Genomic DNA, 26,575 nt, shown 5'->3' on the forward strand with positions numbered 1-26,575 from the left:
ATATTGGAAGAAGTAATTGAAAAAGAGAAGACAACAGTATAGAGACGGTTGTTGGCTTTAAAGGATTACRAGGACAAAGGTAAAGAGGTAGCAATACCAATGAACTAATGAACGAGTGAACCAATGAACGGCAATCTGATCAAAAAGCATACATACCGAGCAAAAGGCGGTATAGTAGAAGAAAGTAAGAAAGGGTACACGGGGGATGCCTTGGCTCTCAGAGGCGATGAAAGACGTGATAAGCTGCGATAAGCTACGGGGATCTGCAAATAAGACTTGATCCGTAGATTTCTGAATGGGGAAACCTAATTAGTTGAAGACTAATTGCATAAATGCGCAAACCTGCTGAACTGAAACATCTAAGTAAGCAGAGGAAGAGAAAATAATAATGATTTCCTGAGTAGTGGCGAGCGAAAGGGAAGAAGCCCAAACCAATTATGTTACGGCATAATTGGGGTTGTAGGACCACAACATGARAATTAAACAAAACCGGAACGGGGTGGGAAACCCGGCCATAGAGCATGAGAGCTGCGTACGGGTAATGAATAATTGGATAGTGGTATCCTGAGTACCGCGAGGTCGGAGACGCCTTGTGGGAATCTGCCGGCACCATCCGGTAAGGCTAAATACTCCTGAGAGACCGATAGTGAACCAGTACCGTGAGGGAAAGGTGAAAAGAACCCCGAACAGGGGAGTGAAATAGAACCTGAAACCGTGTACTTACAAGCGGTCGGAGCGGACTTGTTCCGTGACGGCGTGCCTTTTGCATAATGAGCCTACGAGTTACTCTTTCCTGGCAAGGTTAAGTGTTTAAGACACGGATCCGAAGCGAAAGCGAGTCTGAATAGGGCGTATAGTCAGGGGAGGTAGACGCGAAACCTTGTGATCTACCCATGGACAGGTTGAAGGTGCCGTAACAGGTACTGGAGGACCGAACCGATAAACGTTGAAAAGTTTCCGGATGATTTGTGGGTAGGGGTGAAAGGCTAATCAAACTGGGAAATAGCTCGTACTCCCCGAAATGTTTTTAGGAACAGCCTGGCGGTTGAGTTAATAAGAGGTAGAGCTACTAATTGGGTGCGGGGGAGTCAAATCCTACCAAATCCAGATAAACTCCGAATGCTTATTAATATACGCTGGAGTGAGGCTCTGGGTGCTAAGGTCCAGGGCCGAGAGGGAAAGAACCCAGACCATCAGCTAAGGTCCCCAAATTACTGCTAAGTTGAACTAACGAGGTCCGATTGCACAGACAGCTAGGATGTTGGCTTGGAAGCAGCCATTCATTTAAAGAGTGCGTAACAGCTCACTAGTCGAGCGATCGGGCATGGATAATAAACGGGCATCAAGCAGTATACCGAAGCTATGGATTTACATTAATGTATCTGGTAGGGGAGCATTCTATATACCGGCGAAGCAGGAGGGACAACCGACTGTGGAGGTTATAGAAAAGCAAATGTAGGCATAAGTAACGATAAGGCGGGAGAGAAACCCGCCCACCGAAAGACTAAGGTTTCCTGATCAACGCTAATCGGATCAGGGTTAGTCGGGGCCTAAGGTGAAGCCGAAGGGCGTAGCCGATGGACAACTGGTTAATATTCCAGTACTTTTTATAACTGCGATGCGGTGACGGAGTAGTGACACTGACGCGAACTGACGGAATAGTTCGTTAAAGGCCGTAGGTATATGGACTGTAGTTAAGTACGCAGACCATGCTGAAAGCTGATAGTATACCAAATCTTCGGAGGCGGTAATAGTTCAGGTAATCAGACTTCCAAGAAAACCCGCTAAGCTTCAGGTTATAAAAACCCGTACCGTAAACCGACACAGGTAGTCGAGGAGAGAATCCTAAGGTGCTCGAGTGAATCATGGCTAAGGAACTCGGCAAAATGGCCCTGTAACTTCGGGAGAAGGGGCGCTTTCAGCAATGGAAGCCGCAGTGAAAAGGCCCAGGCGACTGTTTAACAAAAACACATGGCTATGCAAAATCGAAAGATGACGTATATGGCCTGACACCTGCCCGGTGCCGGAAGGTTAAGAGGGGATGTTAGGAGCAATTCGAAGCATTGAATCGAAGCCCCGGTAAACGGCGGCCGTAACTATAACGGTCCTAAGGTAGCGAAATTCCTTGTCGGGTAAGTTCCGACCTGCACGAATGGTGTAACGATCTGGGCGCTGTCTCAGCCATGAGCTCGGTGAAATTGTGGTATCGGTGAAGACGCCGGTTACCCGCAACGGGACGGAAAGACCCCATGCACCTTCACTACAACTTAACATTGATATCGGATACAGGATGTGTAGGATAGGTGGGAGACTGTGATCTGGCTTCGCTAGGAGTCAGTTAGTCAACGTTGAAATACCACCCTTTCTGTATTTGGTGTCTAACTCTGCATTGCGGAGGACATTGTTTGGCGGGTAGTTTGACTGGGGTGGTCGCCTCCAAAAAGGTAACGGAGGCTTTCAAAGGTAAGCTCAGTACGCTTGGTAACCGTACGTGGAGTGCAATAGCATAAGCTTGCTTGACTGTGAGGCAGACAAGCCGAGCAGGGTCGAAAGACGGATATAGTGATCCGGTGGTTCTGCATGGAAGGGCCATCGCTCAAAGGATAAAAGGTACGCTGGGGATAACAGGCTGATCTCCCCCAAGAGCTCATATCGACGGGGAGGTTTGGCACCTCGATGTCGGCTCGTCACATCCTGGGGCTGGAGAAGGTCCCAAGGGTTGAGCTGTTCGCTCATTAAAGTGGCACGCGAGCTGGGTTCAGAACGTCGCGAGACAGTTCGGTCCCTATCTGTTGTGGGCGCAGGAAGTTTGAGTGGGGCTGACCTTAGTACGAGAGGACCGGGTTGGACTAACCTCTGGTGAATCTGTTATGGCGCCAGCTGTATTGCAGAGTAGCTACGTTGGGAATAGATAAGCGCTGAAAGCATCTAAGTGCGAAACTAGCCACAAGATGAGACTTCCATTGAGGGTCGTAGGAGACTACTACGTTGATAGGTCATAGGTATAAAGGTGGTGACATCATAGCCGAGTGATACTAATTGCCCGAAGCTTTCTCATAGCAGGTAATAATGGTGAGGGGTGAGTAGTGAATGGTGAGTAGCAATACTGATCATACATGAATCCCCTCACTGACAAAAACTAATACTGTTGTTTTCTTTAATCAAGAACTTCTTTCAATAATATGTCATTGTTAGCTGAAAGCTAAAGGCGTAAAGCCAAAAGCGAAGCAGCAAACAAACTAATGAATTGGCGAAAAAGCTTTATGCTTTGAGCCTTGAGCTTTCCGCTCAAAAGAAATTCAGGTGCCTATATCGGCGGTGTCTACCTCTTCCCATTCCGAACAGAGAAGTCAAGCCCGCCAGAGCCGATGGTACTGCGGTAAAACGTGGGAGAGTAGGTCGGTGCCCAATCTTAAATCAAGCCCTTGTCCGGAAACGGTCAAGGGCTTTTTTGTGCACCTTTATTTCCAGGGTACACCCTTAATTCAAAATTCAAAATTCAAAAGTCAAAATTCAAAAAGAAGGCGATTAGCTTACAACAAGCAGTTTCGTGCTATAAATGATCAGAAAAGGGGGACTTTTAGGGTTATTTTAAAGAGAAAAAGTGCAGAAAAGTGCAGAAATATCGAGGTTTATGTGAGGATTATTAAAGACTCCCTTTTTGGAACCTTAATCCACCATCCCGGCTGCCTGCCGGGACGTCGAAATGCTCCGCCGGTTACCTTTTGGAACACCTTCCAGGTACTGACAAAGTAGTGTCACCACTTTGTTGGATGGCGGGTGCTATATTTGTAGGGTTGGGGCGCATGCAGATGTGCAGATTTCAAATTTCAGATGTGCAGATGATTTTTGGAATTTATAGATTAGCATTTAAATATTTCCTCTCCCAAATCCTTCGTCTAAAAATCCTTTGTCTTTTGTCCATCTATCCGTTCCTTTTATTACTTTTAGCACATATAACCTTAAACCAATGACACTGCAACAGGCACAACTTTGGCAGAGTATCCAAAATTTTCAATTGGATGACCCCGGGGCTGATTTCACTTTTTCGGAAAGACTGGCCCGCGAAAATGGCTGGACCGCCGCCTATACGGCTCGCGTTATCACCGAATATAAAAAGTTTATCTTTCTTTGCTGTATAAGCCCGGGCGGGGTAACCCCTTCCGACGCTGTTGACCAGGCCTGGCACCTGCATTTAACCTTTACCCAATCGTACTGGACCGGTTTGTGCCAAAACGTCCTCGGCCGCCAAATTCACCATAACCCAACCAGGGGCGGCAAGGCCGAAGCGGCAAAATATAACCACTACTATACCGATGCCAGCCGCCTGTATACCCAAACATTTAACACAGCACCCCCGGCCGACATTTGGCCCGATAACCAAACACGCTTTACCGATATCCATTTCCGGCGTGTAAACACCAGCAGGTATTGGCTGCTGCCAAAGCCACGCATCGGCAGCCGGCAGGCAATCCAGCTCATGCTTATTATTGCCGCGGCATTTTTTATCCGGGCATCAGAAGCCTCTGTATTCCAGGCGCTTCTTATTGGGGCTATCATTGTTATTGTAATAGCGGGTTACCGCAGCAATGGCAAAAATAATAAAAATGGCGACAGCACCGACGGCGATGACGGCGGCTGCGGTACCGGCAATGACAGCCACACCGGGCATCACGCCGATGGTGGCGGCCACAGCGGATGCGGTAGCGGCTGTTCGGGCTGTTCGGCTTCGGGATGCAGCGGTTGCGGCGGCGGAGATTGATTTTTGGTCGGAAAGTCCGGAGTTCGAAGTCTGGAGTCCGAAGTCCAAAGCCCGAGGTCCGGAGTCTGAAAATCCGAACATCCAAAAGTCCGAAAGTCCAAAAAACGGCGTAAGCCCTCAACCATGTTAATCCTTCGTCCAAAAGTCCTTTGTCTTTTGTCCATCTATCTTAGCGTTTAGCATTTAAATAGCCCTTATCCCAAAATCCTTCGTCCAAAAGTCCTTTGTCCATCTTATCTTGCTACTTGATACTAACTACTTGCTACTTCCCCATGGGCGTTTCCCCGTTGATAGAAACGGGGCCGGGCTTTACATTCATACGCCTGCAGGCCTTAGGCTCGTGGGCCGGTACCCATTTCAATCCCTAACGCGAACGCAGGGAAATAAACAGGCTTAACGCTATAGAACAACATCGTGATTTGCATGCGGGCACACAGGCCTGGAGGCCTGCGGCAGCGGGAAGTGCTTGCGGGAGCGGGGACGGCACTTGCGGTGGCCGAAGAAAATTAAATAACACTATTCCTCTTCAACCTCCATTTTGTCCTTTGCCAAACCTGCATAGTATAGTCTTGTAAGTTCCGAAGTTAAAAGGTCATCATTCATCAAAGCCAGGAATAGTTTTTTAGAAACAGCTGTGTCCAATTTTAATCTAGTTCCATCATCGGATAATCTAAATTTACGCATAATAGGTCTATGTGACTGAACAAAATGAATCACTGTTTCAATAGGCAATTGCATTACGGGAGAATCTCTTTTAATACGCATTATATGTTTGGCTTGACGCAAATCAGTAGCCATTTCAATTAGTGGATTAATATCATCTAATAGTCCGATAGCTTCTATAGCTTGTATATTTGCTGCTGCTTGGCTTCTAATAACTTCTTCATAACCAAAACCATCCTCTAATGCTTTTAAATTTGCAACAACTAATTCTGCTCCAATTTGTAAGAAATCTATGGTTTTAGAAAGCTTGATAATATCTTCATCCATTTTAACAAAACGATGATCGGATTTAAACATTCCAAATGTCCTATCTGCTTTTAGAGTGCTTAGGTGGTGATGACGTTTATAAAGCGCTATCGTATTTCCATCGTTGCCGATAGTTATAACGAACCCTTTAATTTTACTTAAATCATCTTCATTAAAGGAAAATTCAGGCTGGTCTTCATTTGCTAAAACCAAATCTAAAACTTTTAAACCAACTGGTTTTTCATTTAGATCGTAAAAGAAAGCCGTGTTTCTTCGTTCATCGGCATCGGTAATATTTGTGAAATGAAGATCTTGGTTAGCGATAAATTTTTCTTGAAGATATTCCAATATCATTGATTTTAGCTCTTCAGCTGCTTCTGGTGCGATATCCGCCAATCTTATAATATCAATATCATCGTCATTTGATAAAACAGGATAAAGAACTAATCCTGAATCCGCAGGATTATTCAATAATTCTTGGATTTGTTGGCGTACTTCGATTAATGTGATCATTTTTGTGGTTAAGGTTAGTGGGTGGCTAAGAAAATCTTTTCATCAATCTTTTTCAACCGAATACCATCACCTACTTGAACTTTTCCGCGTATGATAATTGTGATATCCGACCGATTTCTGGTTGATATTTTATATATCTGATAACCCCAGATTGCTAATGTTGGGTTTGTATAAAAGAGATTTGTTTTAATATAAATCCATCCTATCAATATTAGAATAGTAATGAGCATTAATGAACTTCTGTCTTTATCTAAGTCGATGCAGGCTAAAGGAACAATGTAAGTAGMTAAAAAAGTAACAGATTCGAAATTGATATTTTCAACTGTAGTGACAATAACGGGTAATAAACTCGCACCTTCTGCAAATTTGTATTTAAAACGACGGTAGAAAACAATTCCTAATATCATAAATACAGCACAAATGACCAATAAAAAATAATTAACTAAAAGCGTTGTCCAACCTATAAACTCGCAGGATTTTCCGAAGCAATAAGGAATTTTATTAATGAAAAGAAGAAAAAAGAGTAAGAATAACGATGTTATATAGAACTCAAATTTTTGCCACATGAGAAATTGATAAGTATTAGGTTTAGAAGGCAATTATACACAATAATTAATCATATTATGAAAGTATAATTATTATTAATTAACATCCCCCTCCGGCAGCCCATTTATATATGTATCAATAAACCTAAGCACTTTATCAATTACGCGCTCTAACACGGTTTTGCGTTCCAGTAGCTTTGGTTTTTCTATAAGTATATCAAATACGTCATCCCGCAATGGTTTTCTCTCGGTAAACAAATAATTGCCAATGATGGCATTCAACTTTTCGGGTATTAGTCCTTCTTGTTCGCAAAGGTCGGCCAGTGCTTTTTGCTTTTCGGCTTCCACAAAGCTGTCAAATGCTGCGGGTATTTCCTCCGCTTCTTCAATTAATGGCAGGTTCTCGTTGATAAACTTTTCTATCAGTTCTTTCTTAGACCTTAACTGTATTTCGCCGGTAAGCATATCAAGTATGGACTTACGCAAATTGGCTTGCTCGTCTGGCGTGCCAAACTTCAATTTAGCCAGCAGCTTTAAAATGTACAATACGTTGATCTCGTCGCGATGGATAAGTTCAAGTTCAAAATCTACGTCCTCTAAAATAGATACCTTTTCCTTTGAATTATCTTGTTTTACCTTGTCGTACAGGTCGAGGTATTTACTGCGGTAGTCATTATAGGTTTGTTCATCTATATCAAGGTTTTCAAAACTGAAATCGGCAAATGTCGTTAGGATGTTCATTACCCGCATCAGGTTACGGAAAGCCTTTACAAAGGCTAATTCCTGTTGTTCATCTGTCAGGTCGTTTACGCTGTCAACTGTTGGCGCTATTTCTTTGAGCAGATCAACACCTTCGTTAAATTCCGTTACGTAGTCTTCAACGGGTTTCATGATGATTACATCAATCGCGTCCTTATTTGAAAATAGTGTGATAGCTTCGTCGGTGGCCTCCTTTAGGTTGCGGAACACTACTATGTTACCCTGCGATTTTTGTTCGTTCAATATCCGGTTGGTGCGGGAGTATGCCTGTATTAAACCGTGGTATTTCAGATTTTTGTCAACGTACAAGGTATTCAGCGTTTTGCTGTCAAACCCGGTTAAAAACATGTTCACCACTAATAAAATATCAATCTCCCGGTTCTTTACCTTTTTGGCTATATCATTATAGTAATTGTAAAACGACTGGCTATCCTTAGTGGAGAACTTAGTGTTAAACATGATATTATAATCGGCAATAAACTCGTCCAGCTTTTCGCGGGTATGTTTATTGATAGGGGCGTTGTCGTCAATTTCCAGTTCGGCATCGGGGATAAAGCCGTTGGCGTCTTTATCATCTTCGTTGGTGCCGTATGAAAATATGGTTGCTACTTTTAAATGATGCTCGCCCGCTATTTTCTTGCCTTTAAAAAGTTCATAGTACTTTATCAAAGTATCAACACTGCTCACGCAAAACATAGCGGTAAAAGCTTTGCTATGTGTTTTACGGTCGTGGTTTTGCAGTATATAATTGCTGATCTTGTTTAACCTATCGGGCGACTCAAACAGTTCCTTTGTATCAATATCTTCAACCTTAATATCAATATTGTTATTGCTCCCATCTTTTTGTTTGTACCGGCCAACATACTCAACCGAAAACTTGAGCACGTTCTCGTCCTTTATGGCATCGGTAATAACGTATTTGTGCAGGCAATCATCAAACAACTCTTTGGTGGTACGTTTGCCTAATTCATTTTTTATCGCATTATCCGCAAAAATAGGTGTGCCGGTGAAGCCAAATAACTGGTGATTGTTAAAGAATGCCTTAATGCGGTTATGCGTTTCGCCAAACTGGCTGCGGTGGCATTCATCGAAAATAAAAACGATGCGCTTATCCTGTAGCTTTTCCATCCGGCTTAAATAAGCCTGTTTTTGAATAGCGGTATTTAATTTTTGAATGGTGGTAACAATCAGTTTGGTATCATCAGATAATTGCTTTACTAAAGCCTGCGTATTATCGGTACCATCAATGCTGCCTTTGCTAAAGCTGTTAAACTCCTTGGTAGTTTGGTAATCCAAATCCTTACGGTCGACAACGAAAACTACTTTATAAACCTGCGGTAGCTTGATGATAAGCTGGCTTGCTTTAAATGAGGTAAGTGTTTTGCCCGAGCCTGTGGTATGCCATATATACCCGTTTTTGGCGGTGGTTTTAACCCTGTCAATAATAGCCTCGCTGGCGTAATACTGATAAGGGCGTAACACCATCAGCATTTTTTGAGCCTCGTTGAGTACCGTGTAACGGGTAATCATTTTAGAGATATGGCAGGGCTCTAAAAAGTCTTTGGTAAATTGCTCTAACTGGCTAATGATCTTATTTTCTTTATCAGACCAGTAGAACGTTTGTTTAAATGACTGGTGCGGGTTATTGGCGTAATACTTAGTATTTACTCCGTTGCTGATCACAAACAGCTGAATGTATAAAAACAAGCCGTTGGATGAACCGTAGGAGTGGCGATGGTAACGACCGGTTTGGTTAAAGGCTTCTTTTAATTCCAGCCCCCGGCGCTTTAGCTCAATTTGTACCAACGGTAAGCCGTTGATTAATATAGTTACATCGTACCGGTTTTTATAAATGCCCTCCATACTTACCTGGCTGCAAACCTGGAACTGGTTTTGGCACCAATACTCCTGGTTTATAAACTCAATGTAAGCGCTTTCTCCATTATCTTTAGTGTATTGTACTTTGTCTCTTAATATTTTGGCTCGCTCAAACAGGCTGCCTTTGTTTAAGTGGTTCAGGATCTTGTCAAACTCGGTATCCGAAATTTCGACATTGTTGTGTTTGGCTAACTGGGCTTTTAAATTACTGAGCAAATCCCGCTCGTCTTTTATATTCACCACGGCATACCCCAGTGCATTTAACTGGATTATTAAATTGTCTTCTAAAACCTGTTCGGGTTGTGTAGCCATGTTAATTGTTATACAGCTTCTGCCAGTTGCAAATCGAGCTTTTTAATAATATTGATGAATTTTACCTTGCCGGTAATACCACCATGCGCGTTGCTTGGCTTGTTCCACCATGCGCTTGCCGGGTGCGGTACAGAGTATAATGCGATACCATCAAAAACGCCATCATTTTCCTGCCTGCGCCAAAGGCAAAAACTGTTATGTGCTTTTTTGCTTACAAATACTAATGCTGTTGGCTTGGCAATTTGAGTAATTGCTTTTAGCGTTTCATAAGCAACGCGGTAATCGTTACCGGACGTAATGATGGATTTACCGCTGGCCTCTGCCGGGCGCTGAAAGTAATTGTAGTAACCAAAGTTTTGGAAAACGCGTTGATCATGTTTGGTTATTTGCCTCGCCGCAAAAATGGCGTTTTTCATATTGTAAAAAATAGAGTGGCCTTTGGCATGATGCTCCTTGTAAATAGAATAATCATCGGCAACCCGTATTACGCCGCGGGTATCAGTCCAATCCTTTTCATCCTTGCTTAAAAGGGAGGCATCACCATCGTACCAGGTTTGGCTGTCACATGTGCGGCCCTTGGGCAAGTAATGGCTTTCGGCAATAAGCAAAATTCTATCGCTATGGCTATCCCATGCGTGGCCAATAAAGGGTAATAGTTGCGGGTAACTAACTAAATGTTTAAGCGCAGCTTGTAATTGGGCATCGTAATTTGTAATGTGTAATTGAAATTTCATTTCGTGATAAGGTATTTGGTTATATAAACATTTGTTGTAAAAGACCTTTTTTGAAGGTTTGGGTTTCTTGGAGTTGCTCATTTACAAGTGCTATTTTTTTTTCGATTGACGATAAAAAATCAGCAATTTTGTTTTGCTCTTCAACTGAAGTGGGAACTTGGAAATAGAAGTTATTTAAATGAGCAGTTGTAATTTGATTTATCCTTGCCCCTAAATTGACTTGCACTTGACTTTTAAAGGCATCAGTTTTAAATAAGTGAGATATGAAGGTATTTATTGAACTTCTGAAGACTGACATAAATGCCCCAAAAGTAAAATTTTCACTGTCAGCAATGTTTAACAAAACATTTTTACCAATGAGTCTTTGACTACCATTTCTTGTACAAATAAGTATGTCGTTTTTTTGCACCTTTAGCTTGTCATTAAGTTTAACATTAACCCTCACAATATCTTTAAGGTCCAAACAGTCGTCTTGGATATTTGATGATCTTAGAACTATAACCCCATTACTACCACCGACAATGTCTTTTGGTGAATAGGTCAGACCTATTATATTTTGACCAATATCGCCTAATTTTATTTGTTCCCAATCTGGGAAATAATTACCATCATCATCTTTAAAGCGTATCTTCTGGTTAAATATTTGCTGGCTAACGCCTTTTTTATATTTTTCTAAAAGTGCTTTTTTGCGAGTGAGTTGTTGGATTTTGGTATCTACTGCTGTTAGGAAATTGGCGATTTTTTGTTGCTCACCAATAGTAGGTAATAGGACATTCAGACCAAGAATTATTTTATTTGAACTATGTCTTACCGTTGATCCTGTTGCTGTTTCTTTAATAATCTTATGGTAAGTATCAGTTAAAAAGAAATTTGAAAGAAATTTTTTCTCAACTTCTTTATTGGTTGTAATTTTTATGATTCGTTGATTTAACCATACTTCACCATCTTCTTTTAAAATTATCATTGGCTTACCAAGCAATTCACAAGACGGGGTAAGGTCAGTCAATAGCACTAATAGATCACCTTCTTTACAGATGTATTTTTCATCGGGCTTTTCTAGTGTATATTTAGAATTATTTTTTGAAAAAAAACCATAACCATTTTTTGTGAAGTTTTTCGGAATTACTAACTTATTCCCGTTTTCACTAAAAAGATCGCTTTTAAAAGCAAATCCAGAGGTGACATTTATTAATTGGCTTATTGGTTTTTCTTCCCACTTTTTAATAAAACCAGGAAACCTCAGCCTTGGCAATTTAATATCTGTCATCATCAAAACGGCGATTTAATACCCAATTGTTCACAAAAATCGGCGATAATTATGTCGGTGTCTTGCATTTTAATTTCAAGGGCTTTTAACTCGTCCGCAATTGCGTTAACATCAATTACTTCTCCATCCTCAAAAGTATCCACGTAGCGCGGGATATTTAGGTTGTGGTCATTATCTTTAATTTGGGATAGTGAAGCAACAAAACTGTACCGGTCCTCGGATTTTCTTTCGCGATAGTTGATTATGATATGGTCAATATACTCATCGCGCAAAACGTTTTGATTACCTACTTTTTCGAAACCTTTGCTGGCATCAATAAATAGTACGTCTTCCGGGTTTTCGCGACATTTTTTAAAAACCAAAATGGCTGTCGGTATGGATGTGCCGTAAAACATGTTTGGCGGCAAGCCTATAACAGCATCTAAATAATTACGGTCTTCAATTAAATACTGCCGTATATGTGCCTCGGCACCACCTCTGAACAATACGCCATGAGCCACTACTACAGCCATAATGCCATTATCGGCAAGGTGATGTACCATGTGTTGTACAAAAGCGAAATCGGCGGTTGATTTTGGGGCCAACTTGCCGTACTGGCTAAAACGGTCATCGCTCATATGCAACGAGCTGGCAGTCCAATTTGCAGAGAATGGCGGATTGGCTACTATGGCTTCAAAACGTTCGTCGATATGTTGCGGAAATTCCAATGTATCTTCCTGCCTGATATCGAAGCGGCGGTAATGCACATCATGTAAAATCATGTTCATGCGCGCCAAATTGTACGTGGTGCGGTTAAGTTCCTGCCCGTAAAATTTGCCCACTTCGGTAACTTCCTTGGCCACCCGCAACAATAAAGAACCCGATCCGCAGGTGGGATCGTAGACAGATTTTAATTTGCCTTTACCGGTGGTAACTAATTTTGATAATACCACAGATACCGGCTGCGGCGTGTAAAATTCCCCTGCCGATTTACCTGCCCCACTGGCAAACTTGCCAATCAGATATTCGTAAGCATCGCCCAAAACATCGGAGTTTATATCCTGCAGATTAAAATCTATCTTATCCAGGTGTGCCAATACCTTTGATATTAATATATTTTTTGCCGATTCGCTACGGCCTAATTTGGTACTGGTAAGGTCGAGGTCTTCAAACAGGTTATCAAACTCGTCCTGGCTATCGGTACCCATGGTACTCTGCTCAATATTGGTGAGTATTTTAGCGAGGTCGCCCAGTATAAAATTGCTTTTAAGTTCGGCTTCTTCATCTTCGGCATCAGCATTGCCACGTTTGGCAATTTCACTAAAGAGTTCCGATGGTTTTAAAAAGTAGCCTAATTTAATAAGCGCTTCTTCTTTAATGGCTTCCAAATAGGCATCGCCATCGGCTGTGCCTTCTTTAATGGCTTCGTATTTTAAACCGTCCTGTTTTAATATCTCATTGGCATACATGTACATTTTTTCGGACAGGTATTTATAAAATATAAAACCCAATATATAATCGCGAAACTCATCGGCATCCATTTTACCCCGCAGGGTATTTGCGATGTTCCACAATTGTTGTTCAAGTAGTTTCTTTTGATCTTCAGACATTAGTAGATTAACCAGTTTGGTATGTTGACGAAGATAATAAAAGTGAAATCAATTATAATGGCTATCGCGAACGAAAATAGGTAGTGTTTTGAGGGAAAGGACTATATAATTGTGTTCAAATTCTTCGCGTTAGTGATGGCAGTGGATACCGGCCCCGCGCCTAACGCCCTGTGCACGTATGAACGTACAGCACGGCCCGCAGGGAACGCCATAGTTGTTCATTGGTTCACTGGTTCATTAGTTTATTGGTAGAATTGTTCAATACTTGTCAACGGAGTAAACACTACCTGCTTCAGGCAATCTTACTGCTATAAAACCGTATATTTCCTCCAAAAACGGCCGGTCACCCTGAGCCTGTCGAAGGGTTGCGCGGAGAGGCCTTCGCCCGCTATGGTTCGACAGGCTCACCATGACAGGCCTTTTTTGTTATATTATTTTTCTAATCAAGATACTTTCCGGAAAAACGGCCGGTCACCCTGAGCCTGTCGAAGGGTTGCGCGGAGAGGCCTTTGCCCACTATGGTTCGACAGGCTCACCATGACAGTCCCGCAATAACATCAATCTTACTTCGCTACCACTGCCTGCTGTATCTTCAACGTTTTGCCTTCGCGCAGGAGTTCCTGGGTGATGGCTCGGGTGTAGGTTTTTATCTCTTCCTGGAAAGTGGCTACCGAGGCGCCGGTGCGGATCTCTTCCAGTCGTTTTTCCCAGGTGCCGGTGAGCTCGGCCTGGGCTATCTGCTGGTTTTTTACTACGTGGTAAACCGATAGACCGGTTTCGGTAGGTACCAGGTTCTTTTTTTCGCGCAATATGTAGTTGCGTTTCAGCAGGGTTTCTATGATTGATGCGCGGGTGGCGGGGGTGCCAAGGCCGCTTTCTTTCATGGCGTAGCGCAGTTCTTCGTCGTCAATTTCCTTGCCGGCGGTTTCCAGTGCTTTGAGCAGGCTGGCTTCGTTGTACAGGGGCTTGGGTTTGGTTTGTTTCTCTAACAAAGCCTTATCGGTAACGGGCAGGTTTTCGCCTTGCTGCACTTTGGGGAGGGTGGGGTTTTCTTCTTCCTTTTTTTCCTCGTCGGTATCGTTAAACACGGCGCGCCAGCCCGCGGTTTGTATCACCGTTCCGCTGGCCATAAAGTTGGCGCCCGATTGTACGGTTATTTTGGTGATCTCTTTGATACAGTCCTGGTGAAAGGCTTCCAGCATGCGGCCGGCAACCATATCGTACACGGCCTGTTTATCGGGCGTTAACTGGTAGGGCGTTTCGCCGGTGGGCAGTACGGCATGGTGATCGGTTACCTTTTTGGCGTTCACACTGCGCTTGTTCAACTTGGCGGTTGATAACAGGGTGGCCTGTTTGCCAAAGTCGGGATGATCTTTCAGCTTATCAATTAAACCGGGTACGCCGGCAAATACATCATCGCCTATATACCTGCTGCCGGTACGCGGGTAGGTTACCAGCTTACTTTCGTACAGGTTTTGCAGTATGGTAAGGGTTTGGTCGGCAGTGAAGCCTTTGCGTTTATTGGCTTCCTGCTGCAGGCTGCTGAGGTCGTGCAGCAAGGGCGGCGGTTCTTTACGGGGTTTGGCCTCTACACTGAGTATATGACCGCCATTGGGGAAGCCGCCATTTACATCCTGCACCTGGTCTACAACGGCCTGTGCTTCTTCTTTGGTTTTATAGCTCTCGGTAGAAATTGCTTTAAATACCTGTCCGTCTTTATCGGGCTGGATGCTTACCTGGTAGTATATTTGGGGTACAAAGTTTTTATTTTCGAGGTAGCGCGAGCAGATCATGGCAAGGGTAGGGGTTTGCACCCGCCCGAGCGACAGCACGGCCCTGTTGCCCGACGACAGGCTGAGCGCCTGGGTAGCGTTCATGCCCACCAACCAATCTGACTGTGAACGGCAGTGCGCCGAATTGAACAGGGTATCGTAATCGCTCCCCGGCTTTAAATTGCGAAAGCCTTCTTTAATAGCCTCATCTGTTTGCGACGAGATCCATAATCTTTTAAAGGGCTTTTTGCATTTGAGGTAATAGTATATATACCGGAAGATGAGTTCGCCCTCGCGCCCGGCATCGGTAGCTACGATGATCTCGGTAGCTTCATCGAACAATCCTTTGATGATATCCAGCTGTTTTTTAACGGATGGATCATCAACCATACCCTCCTTTGTTTTTACCTTGCGGATGGAGAGCTTAAATTTTGGCGGCAGCATGGGCAGGTTTTGAACGTTCCAGCCGTAATACCCATACTCCTGCGGGGCGGCTAACTGCAGCAGGTGCCCAAATGCCCAGGTAAATGTGTAGCCTTTGCCTTCCATATAGCCATCCTTTTTTGTGGTAGCGCCAAATACTTTGGCAATTTCGCGCGCAACGGATGGTTTTTCGGCTATGATGACTTTCATAAAGTTTTGTTATTAAGTAAAATAGCCTTAAGCAACAGCATTTATTTACAGGTGGTGAATGTATATAAATAGTGAGGGGTGTGCAATGGGTGTTGAAAAATGTGAGTGGTGAGTGGTGAGTGGTGAGTGGTGAGTGGTGAGTGGTGAGTGGTGAGTGGTGAGTGGGTGAGTGGTGAGGAGTGAATGGTGAGTGGTGAGGGGTGAGGGGTGAGGGGTGAGGAAGGCACCGCTCCCCACCGTCATTGCGAGGTACGAAGCAATCCCCGACTGTACAGAGTCGCTATTTGGGTGCTAACTTTACTTTGTGGTAATGGACAACATCGGCCCGCTCAGTTGCCGCGGGAGGGCTGTTACTTTTGTCTTGAAACAAAAGTAACCAAGACCGAACGCAGTGAGATAATGAGCACCTATAAAAAACAAATAACAGCGAGTAAATTCAAGTCAGCAGAAATGCTTCTTTGCCGCACGGGCCTTTGCCCTGCAAAACGGGCAGAACCACGGGTGGCGAATTTTGCTCCGCCCGCTCTTGCCTCCTACGCAAAATTAGCTAATTCCCTCTGCCAACCCGCAGCCCCGCATCGTTCTGCCCGTTTTCGCCCGAAGCTGTTCTGCTGACACTTTGGGGGAAATGAAAGCTTTTGGTTGCTGATAAATAAGCCCTCCCTTCCGGGGAGGGTTGGGTGGGGCTAATTCCTTAATATTTTATTAACAATTATAGCGTCATTTGATAACGGTCATTTGTTTTTTGGATTACAATTCCAAACTTTGCTACCCCCTCCCTAATCTTCAAAGAAATGTAGTCATGAAAGCCATTATAGTACCTACCGATTTTTCTGATCAGGCTGATAATGCAGCCCGTTACGCCGTATGCCTGGCGAAGGATTTGAAACGGGATGTTAGTTTATACCATGCCCTGTTTGTGCCGATGGAGGTACCCATTGCCGATGCGGGTTTATGGCCTTTGGAGGATTTTTCTTCTTTAAAAGAAGTTGCAATAAAACAACTACGGCACCTGGCCGGCTGGCTGGAACGTACTATTGATGATAAGGAGGAAGGCGCTACCGATACATTTAAACCGGCTATTGACTATCATAGTGTGATAGGGCCGGTAACGGATGTTATCATGAACGTTATGGCTGATTCAAAATCGAGTTTAGTGGTTATGGGGATGTCGGGATCAAATGGGCTGAGTCGTTTTTTTATGGGGAGCAGGAGTAAGGACCTGGTTGATCACGCTAATTTCCCGGTGTTGCTTGTGCCGGGTTGTGCTGTTTTTAAAGGGATAAAAAAGCTCATTTTTGCTACAGACCTTAACAATGGCGATATCTCGGTAATCCGCATGCTTGCCGGTATGGCCAAAAGATGTAAGGCGGAGATAAGGATTTATCATATAACCGGCGAAAACTATGATAAAAAGGGGAGACTTGGCAAGGTTGAGGCCTTTAATCAAAAATTAACCGAAACGGTGCATTATCCCCATATATCGTACCATCACCTGAGGGGCATGAACGTTGATGATGGCCTCGACTGGCTTTGCGAGCACGGGCAAATTGATTTACTGGCTATGGTTCACCGGCCGCATACTTTGCTGTTCAGGCTTTTAAGCAACAGCCATACGCACCAGCTGGCCGGGCATATTAAAATACCCTTATTGGTTTTTCCGCCCGAGTATAACGTAACAATATGAAAACGTCCGTCTTCACTAATTCATCATTACAGAAGGGATGAGCATTACGGGTAACTGTTGTTGTTTTAACAGCTCGTCGGTATTGGTGCTTTTAAAAATACGGTTTAAAAGGCTATACCTGTCGTGCACCAGCGCAAGCATATCGGTTTTGGTATCCTTACAAAGGCGGTTAAGGCGGTTAATCAATTCTTTGCCCACGATGCTTCGATAAGATATGTCCGGATATTCAAACCGGGCTACCTGGGTAATAAAGTTACTTTTCTTTTGGTGGTTGTGGTCGTAGTTATGTTCCCAGAGTGATACGTATACAATTTCGAGCTCAAAATGAAAAATCCGGCCCAACTGAAYCAGGTAATGCACCGCATCCAGGTCGCTGTCGTTAAAATCGCAGGCAAGGGTTACTTTTTTAAATTGCCCCAAACCGGTACCTTCCGGGATGATGATAACAGGCCGGTTAGCCCTATTGAGTACAACGCTGGTATCACCGCCAATCAGCAAATGCTCCATGGTGCTGCCTTTGCGGGCGCCTATCATAATAAGTTCGATATCCTTTTTTCCCGCAAAAAAATCCAACCGGTATTTAAGGCTCCCTTCCTCGTGCCGGCAATCAATACCGGGGTGATGCTGGTCGGCCGGCAGCGTTGCAATAAGCTCCTCTAAATCTTCTTTCAGGAAAGTTAATTTTTTATGACTTTCATTTTCCCATAACATCTCTTCGATGGCACATGGCGGGTCTCCAAATCCGGCCAACACAGGGTGGCTGATGAAAGTGTTCAACAAAATAATGTTTGAATATAGCTGAGCGCAAAGCGAAACGGCAATTGTTGCAGCATGATTGGCGTTATCGGTAAAATTGGTGAGCACCAGGATTTTTTTCACGATAATTTTTATTAAAAGTAATAAATATTAATTTAAATGACAAATATTATAAACTATAACGCAAATATGATTAAATAGTAAACCTGCGCAGGTGATACCCATCATACACAAAAATGATCTGCAACACATTTTAAGCGTACAAAAAGAGGAGAAAGAAAGATGTTACCAGGAATTGATTTTAGAAGGGGAATTACAAGGTAGGTGTAAGCAGTTTTGCAATTATGGCAAAAAGCTCCTTATCATCATAGGGTTTGATAAGGTAATGGCAGCCGCCTATGGAAAATGCTTTTTTCTTATTGGCGCTTTCGGACATGGCAGATGTGAAAATGACTGGAATAAGCCGCGTACTTTCGTCCTGAAGTAGTATTTCAAAAACCTGGTACCCATTAATACCTATCATAATAACATCACAGATGATGAGATTTGGGTGGTTAGCCCTGGCGATATTAATCCCATCATGGCCATTATCGGCTACCAATACATCATAGCCTTCCAATTCAAGAAGCTCTGCAGTATTTTCCCTGATCTCTTGATTATCCTCGATACACAGGATTGTTTTAGGCATTGGATGTAAACAATAATTAATTGATTATTAATGTTTAACTTTTTTATTTTATGCCATAAATATAAATATAATATTCCCGCGACTTGTATCTGGTTTAATTTAAAGTTAAAATACTTACTTGCTGGTCATTTTACACTGCTACGCTCGTTACCGGCGATGGAGCGAATCTCTTCGGCGGTTAGGGGTTCTTTAAATACTTTTACCTTATCCATGTAACCATGGTAGATCCTTTCGGAGGGGAACTCTTCATTTCTGCCCAGTGTCCATTTACTACCGTTTGAGAGGTTGGCATCGCTTTCTGTTACCGTTTTCCCGGCCAATTCGCCGTCAATGTATAAATAAAGCGTTTTGCCGGTGCATACGCCTGCTATATGGTGCCAGTTATCATTCCAGTTTTTGGGAAGGTTTACTGTGCAATCTCCGCGTCCCCAGCCGCCGGCAAAAAAAGTAAGGGTGGTATGGGCGGTTACCTGCAAAACATGGCTGTCTCCCTTGGTTATCATGTCAACAAGTCCGGGTTCGTTTCCTGTTGGGTATACCCAGCCCATCATGGTGATGGTGTTATCCATACTATCCAGGCTTGCCGAGTTGGGTACTTCAACAAATGTATTCTCATCAAATCCTAATTTCCCGGTTTTGTTACCAGGATTAGTACGCACGATATGACCATCGTTGTGGTATCCCGACTTATCCCTGGTTAAATTATCCGGCACATAACTTACCGGCGAAATATCAAGCAACAGGGACTCTTTATTATCTGCGTATACTTTATAGCCTGCCTCCGCATCATCAACCTTAACATGTTGAAACCCTTTTATTTTACATGGTACAATATGCGTAATGGTTTTTTTGTCGCCTGGTGTAAGGGTTACGGTATCTGTAAAAAGTAAGGAATCATTTTTCATTACCGGGAGTTGGAAGGTTCGTTTTAAACCGTCGATATTTTGAATGATATAGGTAAGCTGCTGGGGCTCATTTAGCTTAACCATAGGCTTTGCCGCCAGGCCTGTTATTTTAAACGGATGGGCAAATGGTGTTTTTGGCGCGTTTACAATAACCGTAACCGGGGCCATACCTTCCAGTTTAAGTTCTGTTTTTCCTTCGGGATAAAGGCGGCATACCAGGGAGTCGTTTTTAACACGTCCCGAAACCACCATACAGTTTTTATATCCATACTGCTTTCCATTCACTAACAGCCTCACGGTTTTCACCCCGATGCTTCCCTTATTGGCAATGGAAAAATGTACAGTAAAGGGCTCATTAGGTTCCACACTATTTTTTGAAACCGAGTAATTCAGGATCTTAAAATCCGGGCTTTGCCTGGTTTCTGATAATTCAACAGGGTTTTTATTAACCGGCCAGTTGCTTTCGGTACTACCCGTATTAAACGTCATCGAGCCGCCTTTCAGCAATAAGGAATGCGGTATAGTTAACTGCTGCCAGGAAATTCCGTTAACACTTAATCCTTGTACATAATTATTGTTTAATGCAGTATTGCTACTGTTGATGGTGAAATTTTTACCATTTGAAAGATGAAGCGTTACCGATTGAAACAAAGGCGAACCTATTGCATAAACAGGCCTGCCGGGACAAGCCGGGTAAATCCCCATAGCGCTAAAAAGGTACCAGCTGGAAGTTGACCCAAGATCATCATTACCCGGCAAACCACCGGGTTTGGTACTAAACCGGTTGAGCATAATCTGCCTTACCCATTTTTGGGTTAATACAGGCTTACCGGCCTGGTTAAACAGGTAGGGCAAATGAAATACGGTTTCGTTATCAAAGGGGATAACGTTGTTTGTTATTGCCGAATCAAGTCTGCCGGCAAATTGTTCGTTGCCGCCGGTAAGGTTGATCAGGTCTTTTGCGTTATGGGGAACAAAGTAGGAGTATACCCACTTATCGCCTTCTTTATAGCCAGACATACCCGGTTGTAGTTTAAACTCATTGTTGTTACGGGGTAATAATAACAATTCATCGTTGTTCAGGAGGTTCCTGTAGCTATAACTGCGGTTTAACAGAAGCTGGTAGTCTTTATCATTGTGGATAATGTTGTTGGCAAACTGAGATAAGGCCCAGTCGTCATAAGCGTATTCAACGGTACGGGTAACAGATTCTGATCGGGTAAAAGGAATATATCCGTTTTTTTGATAGATTTCCACATCCGACTGGATAAAAGGCGGCTCAACGATGCTTTTTTTCATGGCTGTATAGGCCAATTGTTTATCAAAACCCGTAACTCCTTTCAAATAGGTATCTACAATAATCGGGATGGCATGGTTACCTGTCATCGATTCGGTGGGCAGGTGGCCGGTTTGTTTGTATATATCCAGCATAGATAAAACCACATCTTTTTGTTTATCCGGGTAAAGCAGTGTAAGCAAAGGGTGCAGAGAGCGAAAGGTATCCCATGGAGAGAAAGCGCCATATTGATTTGTGCCTGTTTTCTGGTAGATTTTACCATCTTCGCCTTTATAACGGCCATCCGCATCGTCAATAACCCAGGGCAGTAAAAGCGAATGATAAAGGGCAGTATAAAAAACAGTTTTATTTTGCTCGTTACTATCTTTTACATCAACAACAGCCAGTTTTTTAAGCCATTCGTCCCTTGTTTGTTTGTGTACCTGGTTAAAGGTTAAAGCGCCAATTTCCTTATCGATATTGTTTTGAGCGCTTGCATAACTAATAAACGAAGTGCTCAATTTAAGTCCGATAACTTTATTAGGTGCTTTAGCTGATTTAAAAATAAAGATCCAGCCGCCTTTAACCTGTTTTTTTGATGTATAATCTTCGGTGAAATGGATAACGGCATTCCCCATTGAAGCATGCAATATTCTTTTAGAAATTACACTGATATCACCGGCAATAAATACTTCAGGGGTGATATTCGCAGCAAACGTGAAACGGAACATCCCGGTTCTTGCTGTTGTTGTTGCTTCGGTAATTGTGTGGTCGTCGTCAAAAATTACTTTATAATATCCGGGGCTTGCAGTTTCATTGACATGAGAAAACTTCTTGCTGTATTTACCGGCTTCAAATTCTGAACCCGAACTAACCGGCATAATATAGAACAGGCCAGAAGAGCCTCCGGGGAAGCCACTCATATGCCTTAAACAGCTGAAGTAATAAATGCTGCTGTCGTTATAATTATATCCCATGGCAACCCTGGTTTCGGGACTTAATTGTATAAAACCCGATGGTGCAACAGCTCCCGGATATGTGCCGCCTTCGCTTCCCCATAAGGTAAATACATCGCTTTTTGCAGTGCCAATAAATGGATTTACATATTGCAGGTGGTTTGTGTGTTGGGCGGAGGCGGAAGACTTTAGTAGGATTAAAATAACTGTTAAAGCAAAGAAAGACTTACAAAGCTGTTTAAAGTTAAACAAACCACCCGTCATTGCGAGGTACGAAGCAATCCCCGATGTGCTAAGCAGATTTGCAGGCCAGCCCTGTAAAGTTCGGGATTGCTTCGTGCCTCGCAATGACGGTAGAATAGACACTTTATCTACGTATAATACCATTCTCCAATAAGACCCTAATACCTTCAACATTATTATATTTTAATATATATCTTCCTTTTATCCAGCATATAAGCCACCAGCCAGCAAAGCATCATATAACAAATGGCAAATACCAGTGTGCCAAATGCGCCGGGGAACAACCGCTGGTAAAATACCTGGTTTATCCAATCGTAAAAACTTAATTTGGGGCCTACCCATACGGTTTGTAAAACGGTAAGCAGTAATTCCGACAGCAGGTAGATTGCCAATGAGTTACGGCCAAGGATAAGAAAGAAATTGGTGCCTCGTTTTACTTTTTCTATTTCGATAGCAAATATCAGCAGGCCCAGGATGGCCAGATCGATACCTATGGTCAGTAAAGAAAAAGTACTTGTCCATAGCTTTTTGGCTATCGGGAAAAACTGGCCCAAAAACAAAGCAGCAACTATAAGCAAGCCGCCGTACATGAACAGCTTAGCAACAGTTTCATAGTTTTTTCCTTTTCGCTGGATAAATGCGCCTGCTAAAAACCCGCCGATAACATTCACTATGCCCGTTAATGTGCTTAATAAACCTTCGGGATCAAAAGCTATGGGGCCGCCTTTATCGTGGTATAAATGATCGTTGCCTAATAATACAATATCAAGACGGGTACCCGCATTGCCCAACATAGTAAATTCTTTACCGGGTTCGCCAAAAAAAATTAAAAATGCCCAATATCCAATTAATAGTAATGCTGATATGATAACAGCTGTTTTTTGGGAGCAATAATGAACTATTAAAGCGCCGAAAAAATAACACAAAGCAATACGCTGCAGCACGCCCATAATACGGGTATGGCTAAGCGGATTAAAAGCCCAGCCATCATTAACACGATGGAAGAACGGGAACCAGTACATAAGGTACCCTAATAGAAATATAATAACCGTTCTTTTAAATATCTTGCCTATAAATGCGGTATCCGACTCAAACTTCTTTTTAGAGAAGCTAAGCGCGTTACCAACCGCGAACAGGAAGGACGGAAACACAAGGTCGGTTGGTGTGAAACCTATCCATGGAGCATGGTCAAGCGGTGTCCATACGTTTGCGCCCGAACCCGGTGCGTTCACAATGATCATGAAGCAGATGGTCATTCCACGGAATATATCGAGTGCGGTAAATCTTTCAGTAGTTAAAGCCATTTTTATTGATTATTTAATATCGGTATTTATTTGTGTTATGGTTCTTCCGGCTTCCTGCTCGGCCACAATAAGCGTATGATCGGGCTGCTTACCATCCTCGTCATAAATTACCAATTGGTTTAAGCCTGTTTGTAGCCAGCATTCGGGAATGTATAAACTGGAGATGGCTATCTTTTCCGGATATCTCCCAATATTATGACCGTTAACCCATACCGAGCCATGGCCCAGGCCCGTAGGTTCAAACCGCCAGATAAAGGTTTTTCCTTTTGCCTGCGGAACGGTAAAAGACGAACGGAAAAAGCAAGGCGCATTGGTTTTAACTTTACCTGTAATTTTTTGCCAGCCTTTTGCTGCCAGCGCATCACCGGGACCGCCTTTCATTTTCCAGCCGGTTACCGCCGGCGCATCGCCAATGGCATTAATTTTTACGGGCTGATCGATACCTCCTTCGTTAGAGTAGTTTTCTATAAATACAGCAAGCCGTATAGGTGCGTTTAATGTAGCTGCATCGGCAATATTAACTTCAAAAGGCTGGTTCCAGCCGTCATGTTTAAATACCTGTTTACCGTTAATAAATACGGTTGCGTTTTCATCAACGCTTTTAAACAGCAGCTTTATTTTTGTAGTGCCCGGTGCCTGTTGCGGTATAATGGTATGAAACCAGGCAAATCCCTCCTTTTGGTTAAATACATCATTGCCTATTTTATATTTATTATATACCGATGTATCAAAGGCCGGAGGCCCGTTTTTAACATCGTCTTTTTTGCCGGCTTTGGTAAAATACCAGTTGCCCAGTTCCGTAATAAACGGACCGCCTCTTTTGATCAGCGCATCGCCAAAAATCCCTTTACTATCAACTTTGTCTATCGGGCCGAGGTAAGCTGCTAATTTATCCCTGCCATCATGCGCGGCAAAAACCGTTAACGTGTGCCTGCCTTTTTTAAGATTGAAGGATACTTCGTTATTGTTAAGCTGCCATTTTACGGCCGGTTTACCATCTACATAAGCCTGTCCCCTGCCGCCGCCATTTACCTGCAAGGTGTATTTACCTGTCAATGGGATATGCAACATCGTTTTATACCATGCATCGGGCGTTACATCACCATCGGCACCTATGGGCTGCGGGTTGGTTGACGCGAGCCAGCCTGTAGTGTTATAATTGTTATTAGCGGCGTTGGAGGCCGTTTTCGCTTCCCATTTACTTAATTTAATCGCATCGGGCTGTTTCGCTTTCGGCCAATCTGTGGCTTTTAAAACAATACTACTTGTATCTGTATACAACCATACGTCGTCCTGTTTTGTCCCGGTTAAAGGCATTTCTGTTTGCACCTGTAGCTGCCGACCGACTTTGGTTATACCAGCGATATATGGAGCTCCTGTAATAATATATTGTTTTCCATCCGCATCGGTAATAAAGGTATTATCTATAAGTTGCTTATTCATGGCCAAAACACGGATGGTTTGGTTGGCCATTGTAAAACGGTATTCCAGGGGCTTATCAGTTACAGGCATTAGTCCGTCCACGTCCTCCTCATAGATATTAATATCATACGATGTTGAGGACTTTTCGACAGTAGAAAAAAGAAGCGACAATGGCTTGTTTTTTTCGGCATCCACAATAATAGTAGTAACATTGTACTGCTTTGTGATTGCAATTACACGGGTATTGGCACTTTCAAGCACTACGTTGTCAGCAAGTAAGAAGTGACGAATTAGGGGATAGATTTCACCAGGGGCTATAGTTATTGCGATATTGCTACCCCTGGGTTTAACTTTTACAGGCACCGATCCGGGGTTTTCTAAAAACACAAGGTCGCCTACCGGGCTTTTACGCGCGGATATTTTTATAGCCGTATCACTTACTATACCCCTATATTCTACCGTCGCATCGGTACTGTTTTCCAACACTTCCTGAAAGCTTCGCGCAAACCAGGCCGCCCGCTTAAAGGCATAGTAAATAGGCCTTAAATCACCTGCCTGACCAATGGCAGCACCATAATCATAGGAGGCTGCATCCTCATCATTATTGGTATATCCAAAGTTCGATCCGCCATGCGCCATATAATAATTATACCCGTTGCCGCCGTTGGCTATAATTTTCCAGGTGCGCCTGTCATAAAGCGCGGCATCACCAGGCTTAGCGCCGTATTGCGAATACCATACGCTCCAAAACTCTGTAGAGAACCATGGATTGGGCCTTGTGGCATCGTCCAGTTTCCCATCTCCCGCCGGATCGCTGGCATGATGCAGGCCGCTAAAAAAGTAAGGCACCTGCATCCCCATAGCCAATGCCTTGGTTTGCAAATGTTTAAAATAACCATCTGGCATTACCGTGCCCCATCCTTTAGGGTGTTCGTTCTCTAACTGAACCAATACCACCGAACCACCTTTGTTTACCTGGTTATTAAATACAATGGGTAAAAGATGATCAAAAAAACGATCGACATATTTTTCAAACAATGGATTATCTTCCCGTACCCGCAATCCCTTTTTAAACTTGAGCCAGATAGGGTAGCCTCCATTATCCCATTCGGCACAGTAGTACGGACCTACGCGAACGATGGAGTACATGCCAAGGTCTTTAACCTCTTTTAAAAACTGGTTGAGATCATGGTCGCCGGTAAAATCAAATTTGCCTTCCTGTGCTTCATGAAAATTCCAGATGGTGTAAATCTCAATACAATTAAATCCGGCCTGCTTGATGCGCAGCAACCTATCACGCCAAAGCTGGTGCGGGATTCTTGCATATTCTAACCCTGCAGAAACAAGGAAGGTACGCTTGCCTGCTATCAAAAAACCTTTGCTGTCAAAATCAATATAAGGTTTGGCCGCTGCCGATGGAGGGAAAATGTGGTCGTTATTTTCCTGGCCGCGAACAGCGGTAATTGTTATCGATAGTAAGATGGCTAAAAGGATGTGATGTTTCATCATTGTTGCGAAAACATGATTGTTGTTATAAATTGTAAAACTACCATGTCATTTCGACGAAGGAGAAATCTTATACGAGCCGTATTATACAAACATCGT

The 26,575-nt window shown here is 43.2% G+C and carries 15 protein-coding genes and 2 rRNA genes; 4 read left to right on the forward strand and 13 right to left on the reverse strand.

Annotated elements, in window-relative coordinates; genetic code table 11:
• The first annotated feature begins 178 nt into the window (after positions 1–178).
• The 3 genes from AC1DO4_RS15510 to AC1DO4_RS15520 all read left to right on the forward strand — a co-directional run bounded on the left by AC1DO4_RS15510 (position 179) and on the right by AC1DO4_RS15520 (position 4,762).
• Positions 179–3,058 (forward strand): 23S ribosomal RNA (locus AC1DO4_RS15510).
• A gap of 241 nt (positions 3,059–3,299) precedes the next feature.
• Positions 3,300–3,411, forward strand: a 5S ribosomal RNA gene (rrf, locus tag AC1DO4_RS15515).
• 559 nt (positions 3,412–3,970) lie between these two features.
• Positions 3,971–4,762 (forward strand): glycine-rich domain-containing protein, encoded by a 792-nt coding sequence (locus tag AC1DO4_RS15520; RefSeq protein ID WP_477417343.1) that lies wholly within the window; start codon positions 3,971–3,973, stop codon positions 4,760–4,762.
• Positions 4,763–5,278: 516 nt separating this feature from the next.
• Here AC1DO4_RS15520 and kwaB read toward each other — a convergent pair.
• The 8 genes from kwaB to AC1DO4_RS15560 form a co-directional block, all read right to left on the reverse strand.
• Complete coding sequence (kwaB, locus tag AC1DO4_RS15525; RefSeq protein ID WP_477417345.1) at positions 5,279–6,244, reverse strand: anti-phage protein KwaB; 966 nt, start codon at positions 6,242–6,244, stop codon at positions 5,279–5,281.
• A gap of 14 nt (positions 6,245–6,258) precedes the next feature.
• Complete coding sequence (gene kwaA / locus AC1DO4_RS15530; protein WP_477417347.1) at positions 6,259–6,810, reverse strand: anti-phage protein KwaA; 552 nt, start codon at positions 6,808–6,810, stop codon at positions 6,259–6,261.
• Between the two features lie 75 nt (positions 6,811–6,885).
• A complete protein-coding gene (locus AC1DO4_RS15535; protein ID WP_477417349.1) occupies positions 6,886–9,738 on the reverse strand; it encodes a type I restriction endonuclease subunit R in 2,853 nt (950 codons plus the stop codon).
• Between the two features lie 8 nt (positions 9,739–9,746).
• Positions 9,747–10,472, reverse strand: coding sequence for a hypothetical protein (locus tag AC1DO4_RS15540; protein WP_477417351.1), 726 nt, complete (start codon positions 10,470–10,472; stop codon positions 9,747–9,749).
• Between the two features lie 19 nt (positions 10,473–10,491).
• On the reverse strand, positions 10,492–11,742 hold the full coding sequence (locus tag AC1DO4_RS15545; RefSeq protein WP_477417353.1) for a restriction endonuclease subunit S: 1,251 nt from the start codon (positions 11,740–11,742) through the stop codon (positions 10,492–10,494).
• Positions 11,742–13,328 carry a type I restriction-modification system subunit M gene (locus AC1DO4_RS15550; protein ID WP_477417355.1) on the reverse strand — a complete coding sequence of 529 codons (1,587 nt, stop codon included), beginning with the start codon at positions 13,326–13,328 and terminating at the stop codon, positions 11,742–11,744. The genes AC1DO4_RS15545 and AC1DO4_RS15550 overlap by 1 nt, the downstream gene beginning before the upstream one ends.
• 563 nt (positions 13,329–13,891) lie before the next feature.
• Positions 13,892–15,733 (reverse strand): DNA topoisomerase 3, encoded by a 1,842-nt coding sequence (locus AC1DO4_RS15555; RefSeq protein WP_477406149.1) that lies wholly within the window; start codon positions 15,731–15,733, stop codon positions 13,892–13,894.
• 45 nt (positions 15,734–15,778) lie between these two features.
• Positions 15,779–15,976, reverse strand: coding sequence for a hypothetical protein (locus tag AC1DO4_RS15560; RefSeq protein WP_477417357.1), 198 nt, complete (start codon positions 15,974–15,976; stop codon positions 15,779–15,781).
• Positions 15,977–16,535: 559 nt separating this feature from the next.
• Here AC1DO4_RS15560 and AC1DO4_RS15565 point away from each other — a divergent pair.
• Positions 16,536–17,420: a universal stress protein gene (locus AC1DO4_RS15565; RefSeq protein WP_477417359.1), complete on the forward strand. Its 885-nt coding sequence runs from the start codon at positions 16,536–16,538 to the stop codon at positions 17,418–17,420.
• A 15-nt stretch (positions 17,421–17,435) separates the two neighbouring features.
• On the opposite strand, the gene AC1DO4_RS15570 is transcribed toward AC1DO4_RS15565, so the two are convergent.
• From AC1DO4_RS15570 to AC1DO4_RS15590, 5 genes are all read right to left on the reverse strand, one after another.
• Positions 17,436–18,299 carry a universal stress protein gene (locus tag AC1DO4_RS15570; protein ID WP_477417361.1) on the reverse strand — a complete coding sequence of 288 codons (864 nt, stop codon included), beginning with the start codon at positions 18,297–18,299 and terminating at the stop codon, positions 17,436–17,438.
• A gap of 190 nt (positions 18,300–18,489) precedes the next feature.
• Positions 18,490–18,864, reverse strand: a complete 375-nt coding sequence (locus AC1DO4_RS15575; protein WP_477417364.1) for a response regulator — start codon at positions 18,862–18,864, stop codon at positions 18,490–18,492.
• 125 nt (positions 18,865–18,989) lie between these two features.
• Positions 18,990–22,418, reverse strand: a complete 3,429-nt coding sequence (locus tag AC1DO4_RS15580; protein WP_477417366.1) for a GH92 family glycosyl hydrolase — start codon at positions 22,416–22,418, stop codon at positions 18,990–18,992.
• Between the two features lie 2 nt (positions 22,419–22,420).
• A complete protein-coding gene (locus AC1DO4_RS15585) occupies positions 22,421–23,548 on the reverse strand; it encodes an acyltransferase family protein (RefSeq protein ID WP_477417368.1) in 1,128 nt (375 codons plus the stop codon).
• Between the two features lie 9 nt (positions 23,549–23,557).
• On the reverse strand, positions 23,558–26,479 hold the full coding sequence (locus AC1DO4_RS15590; protein ID WP_477417370.1) for a beta-galactosidase: 2,922 nt from the start codon (positions 26,477–26,479) through the stop codon (positions 23,558–23,560).
• Positions 26,480–26,575 lie beyond the last annotated feature (96 nt).

This window comes from Mucilaginibacter sp. P5_A6 (assembly GCF_056400585.1).

Bases quoted from the DNA above. Each gene is read 5' to 3' on its own strand.
- AC1DO4_RS15520 (WP_477417343.1), top strand. From the start codon at position 3,971: ATGACACTGCAACAGGCACAACTTTGGCAGAGTATCCAAAATTTTCAA.
- AC1DO4_RS15560 (WP_477417357.1), bottom strand. From the start codon at position 15,976: ATGACGGTGGGGAGCGGTGCCTTCCTCACCCCTCACCCCTCACCCCTC.
- AC1DO4_RS15535 (WP_477417349.1), bottom strand. From the start codon at position 9,738: ATGGCTACACAACCCGAACAGGTTTTAGAAGACAATTTAATAATCCAG.
- AC1DO4_RS15565 (WP_477417359.1), top strand. From the start codon at position 16,536: ATGAAAGCCATTATAGTACCTACCGATTTTTCTGATCAGGCTGATAAT.
- AC1DO4_RS15590 (WP_477417370.1), bottom strand. From the start codon at position 26,479: ATGATGAAACATCACATCCTTTTAGCCATCTTACTATCGATAACAATT.
- AC1DO4_RS15550 (WP_477417355.1), bottom strand. From the start codon at position 13,328: ATGTCTGAAGATCAAAAGAAACTACTTGAACAACAATTGTGGAACATC.
- AC1DO4_RS15540 (WP_477417351.1), bottom strand. From the start codon at position 10,472: ATGAAATTTCAATTACACATTACAAATTACGATGCCCAATTACAAGCT.
- AC1DO4_RS15585 (WP_477417368.1), bottom strand. From the start codon at position 23,548: ATGGCTTTAACTACTGAAAGATTTACCGCACTCGATATATTCCGTGGA.
- AC1DO4_RS15545 (WP_477417353.1), bottom strand. From the start codon at position 11,742: ATGATGACAGATATTAAATTGCCAAGGCTGAGGTTTCCTGGTTTTATT.
- AC1DO4_RS15555 (WP_477406149.1), bottom strand. From the start codon at position 15,733: ATGAAAGTCATCATAGCCGAAAAACCATCCGTTGCGCGCGAAATTGCC.
- AC1DO4_RS15580 (WP_477417366.1), bottom strand. From the start codon at position 22,418: ATGTTGAAGGTATTAGGGTCTTATTGGAGAATGGTATTATACGTAGAT.
- kwaB (WP_477417345.1), bottom strand. From the start codon at position 6,244: ATGATCACATTAATCGAAGTACGCCAACAAATCCAAGAATTATTGAAT.
- AC1DO4_RS15575 (WP_477417364.1), bottom strand. From the start codon at position 18,864: ATGCCTAAAACAATCCTGTGTATCGAGGATAATCAAGAGATCAGGGAA.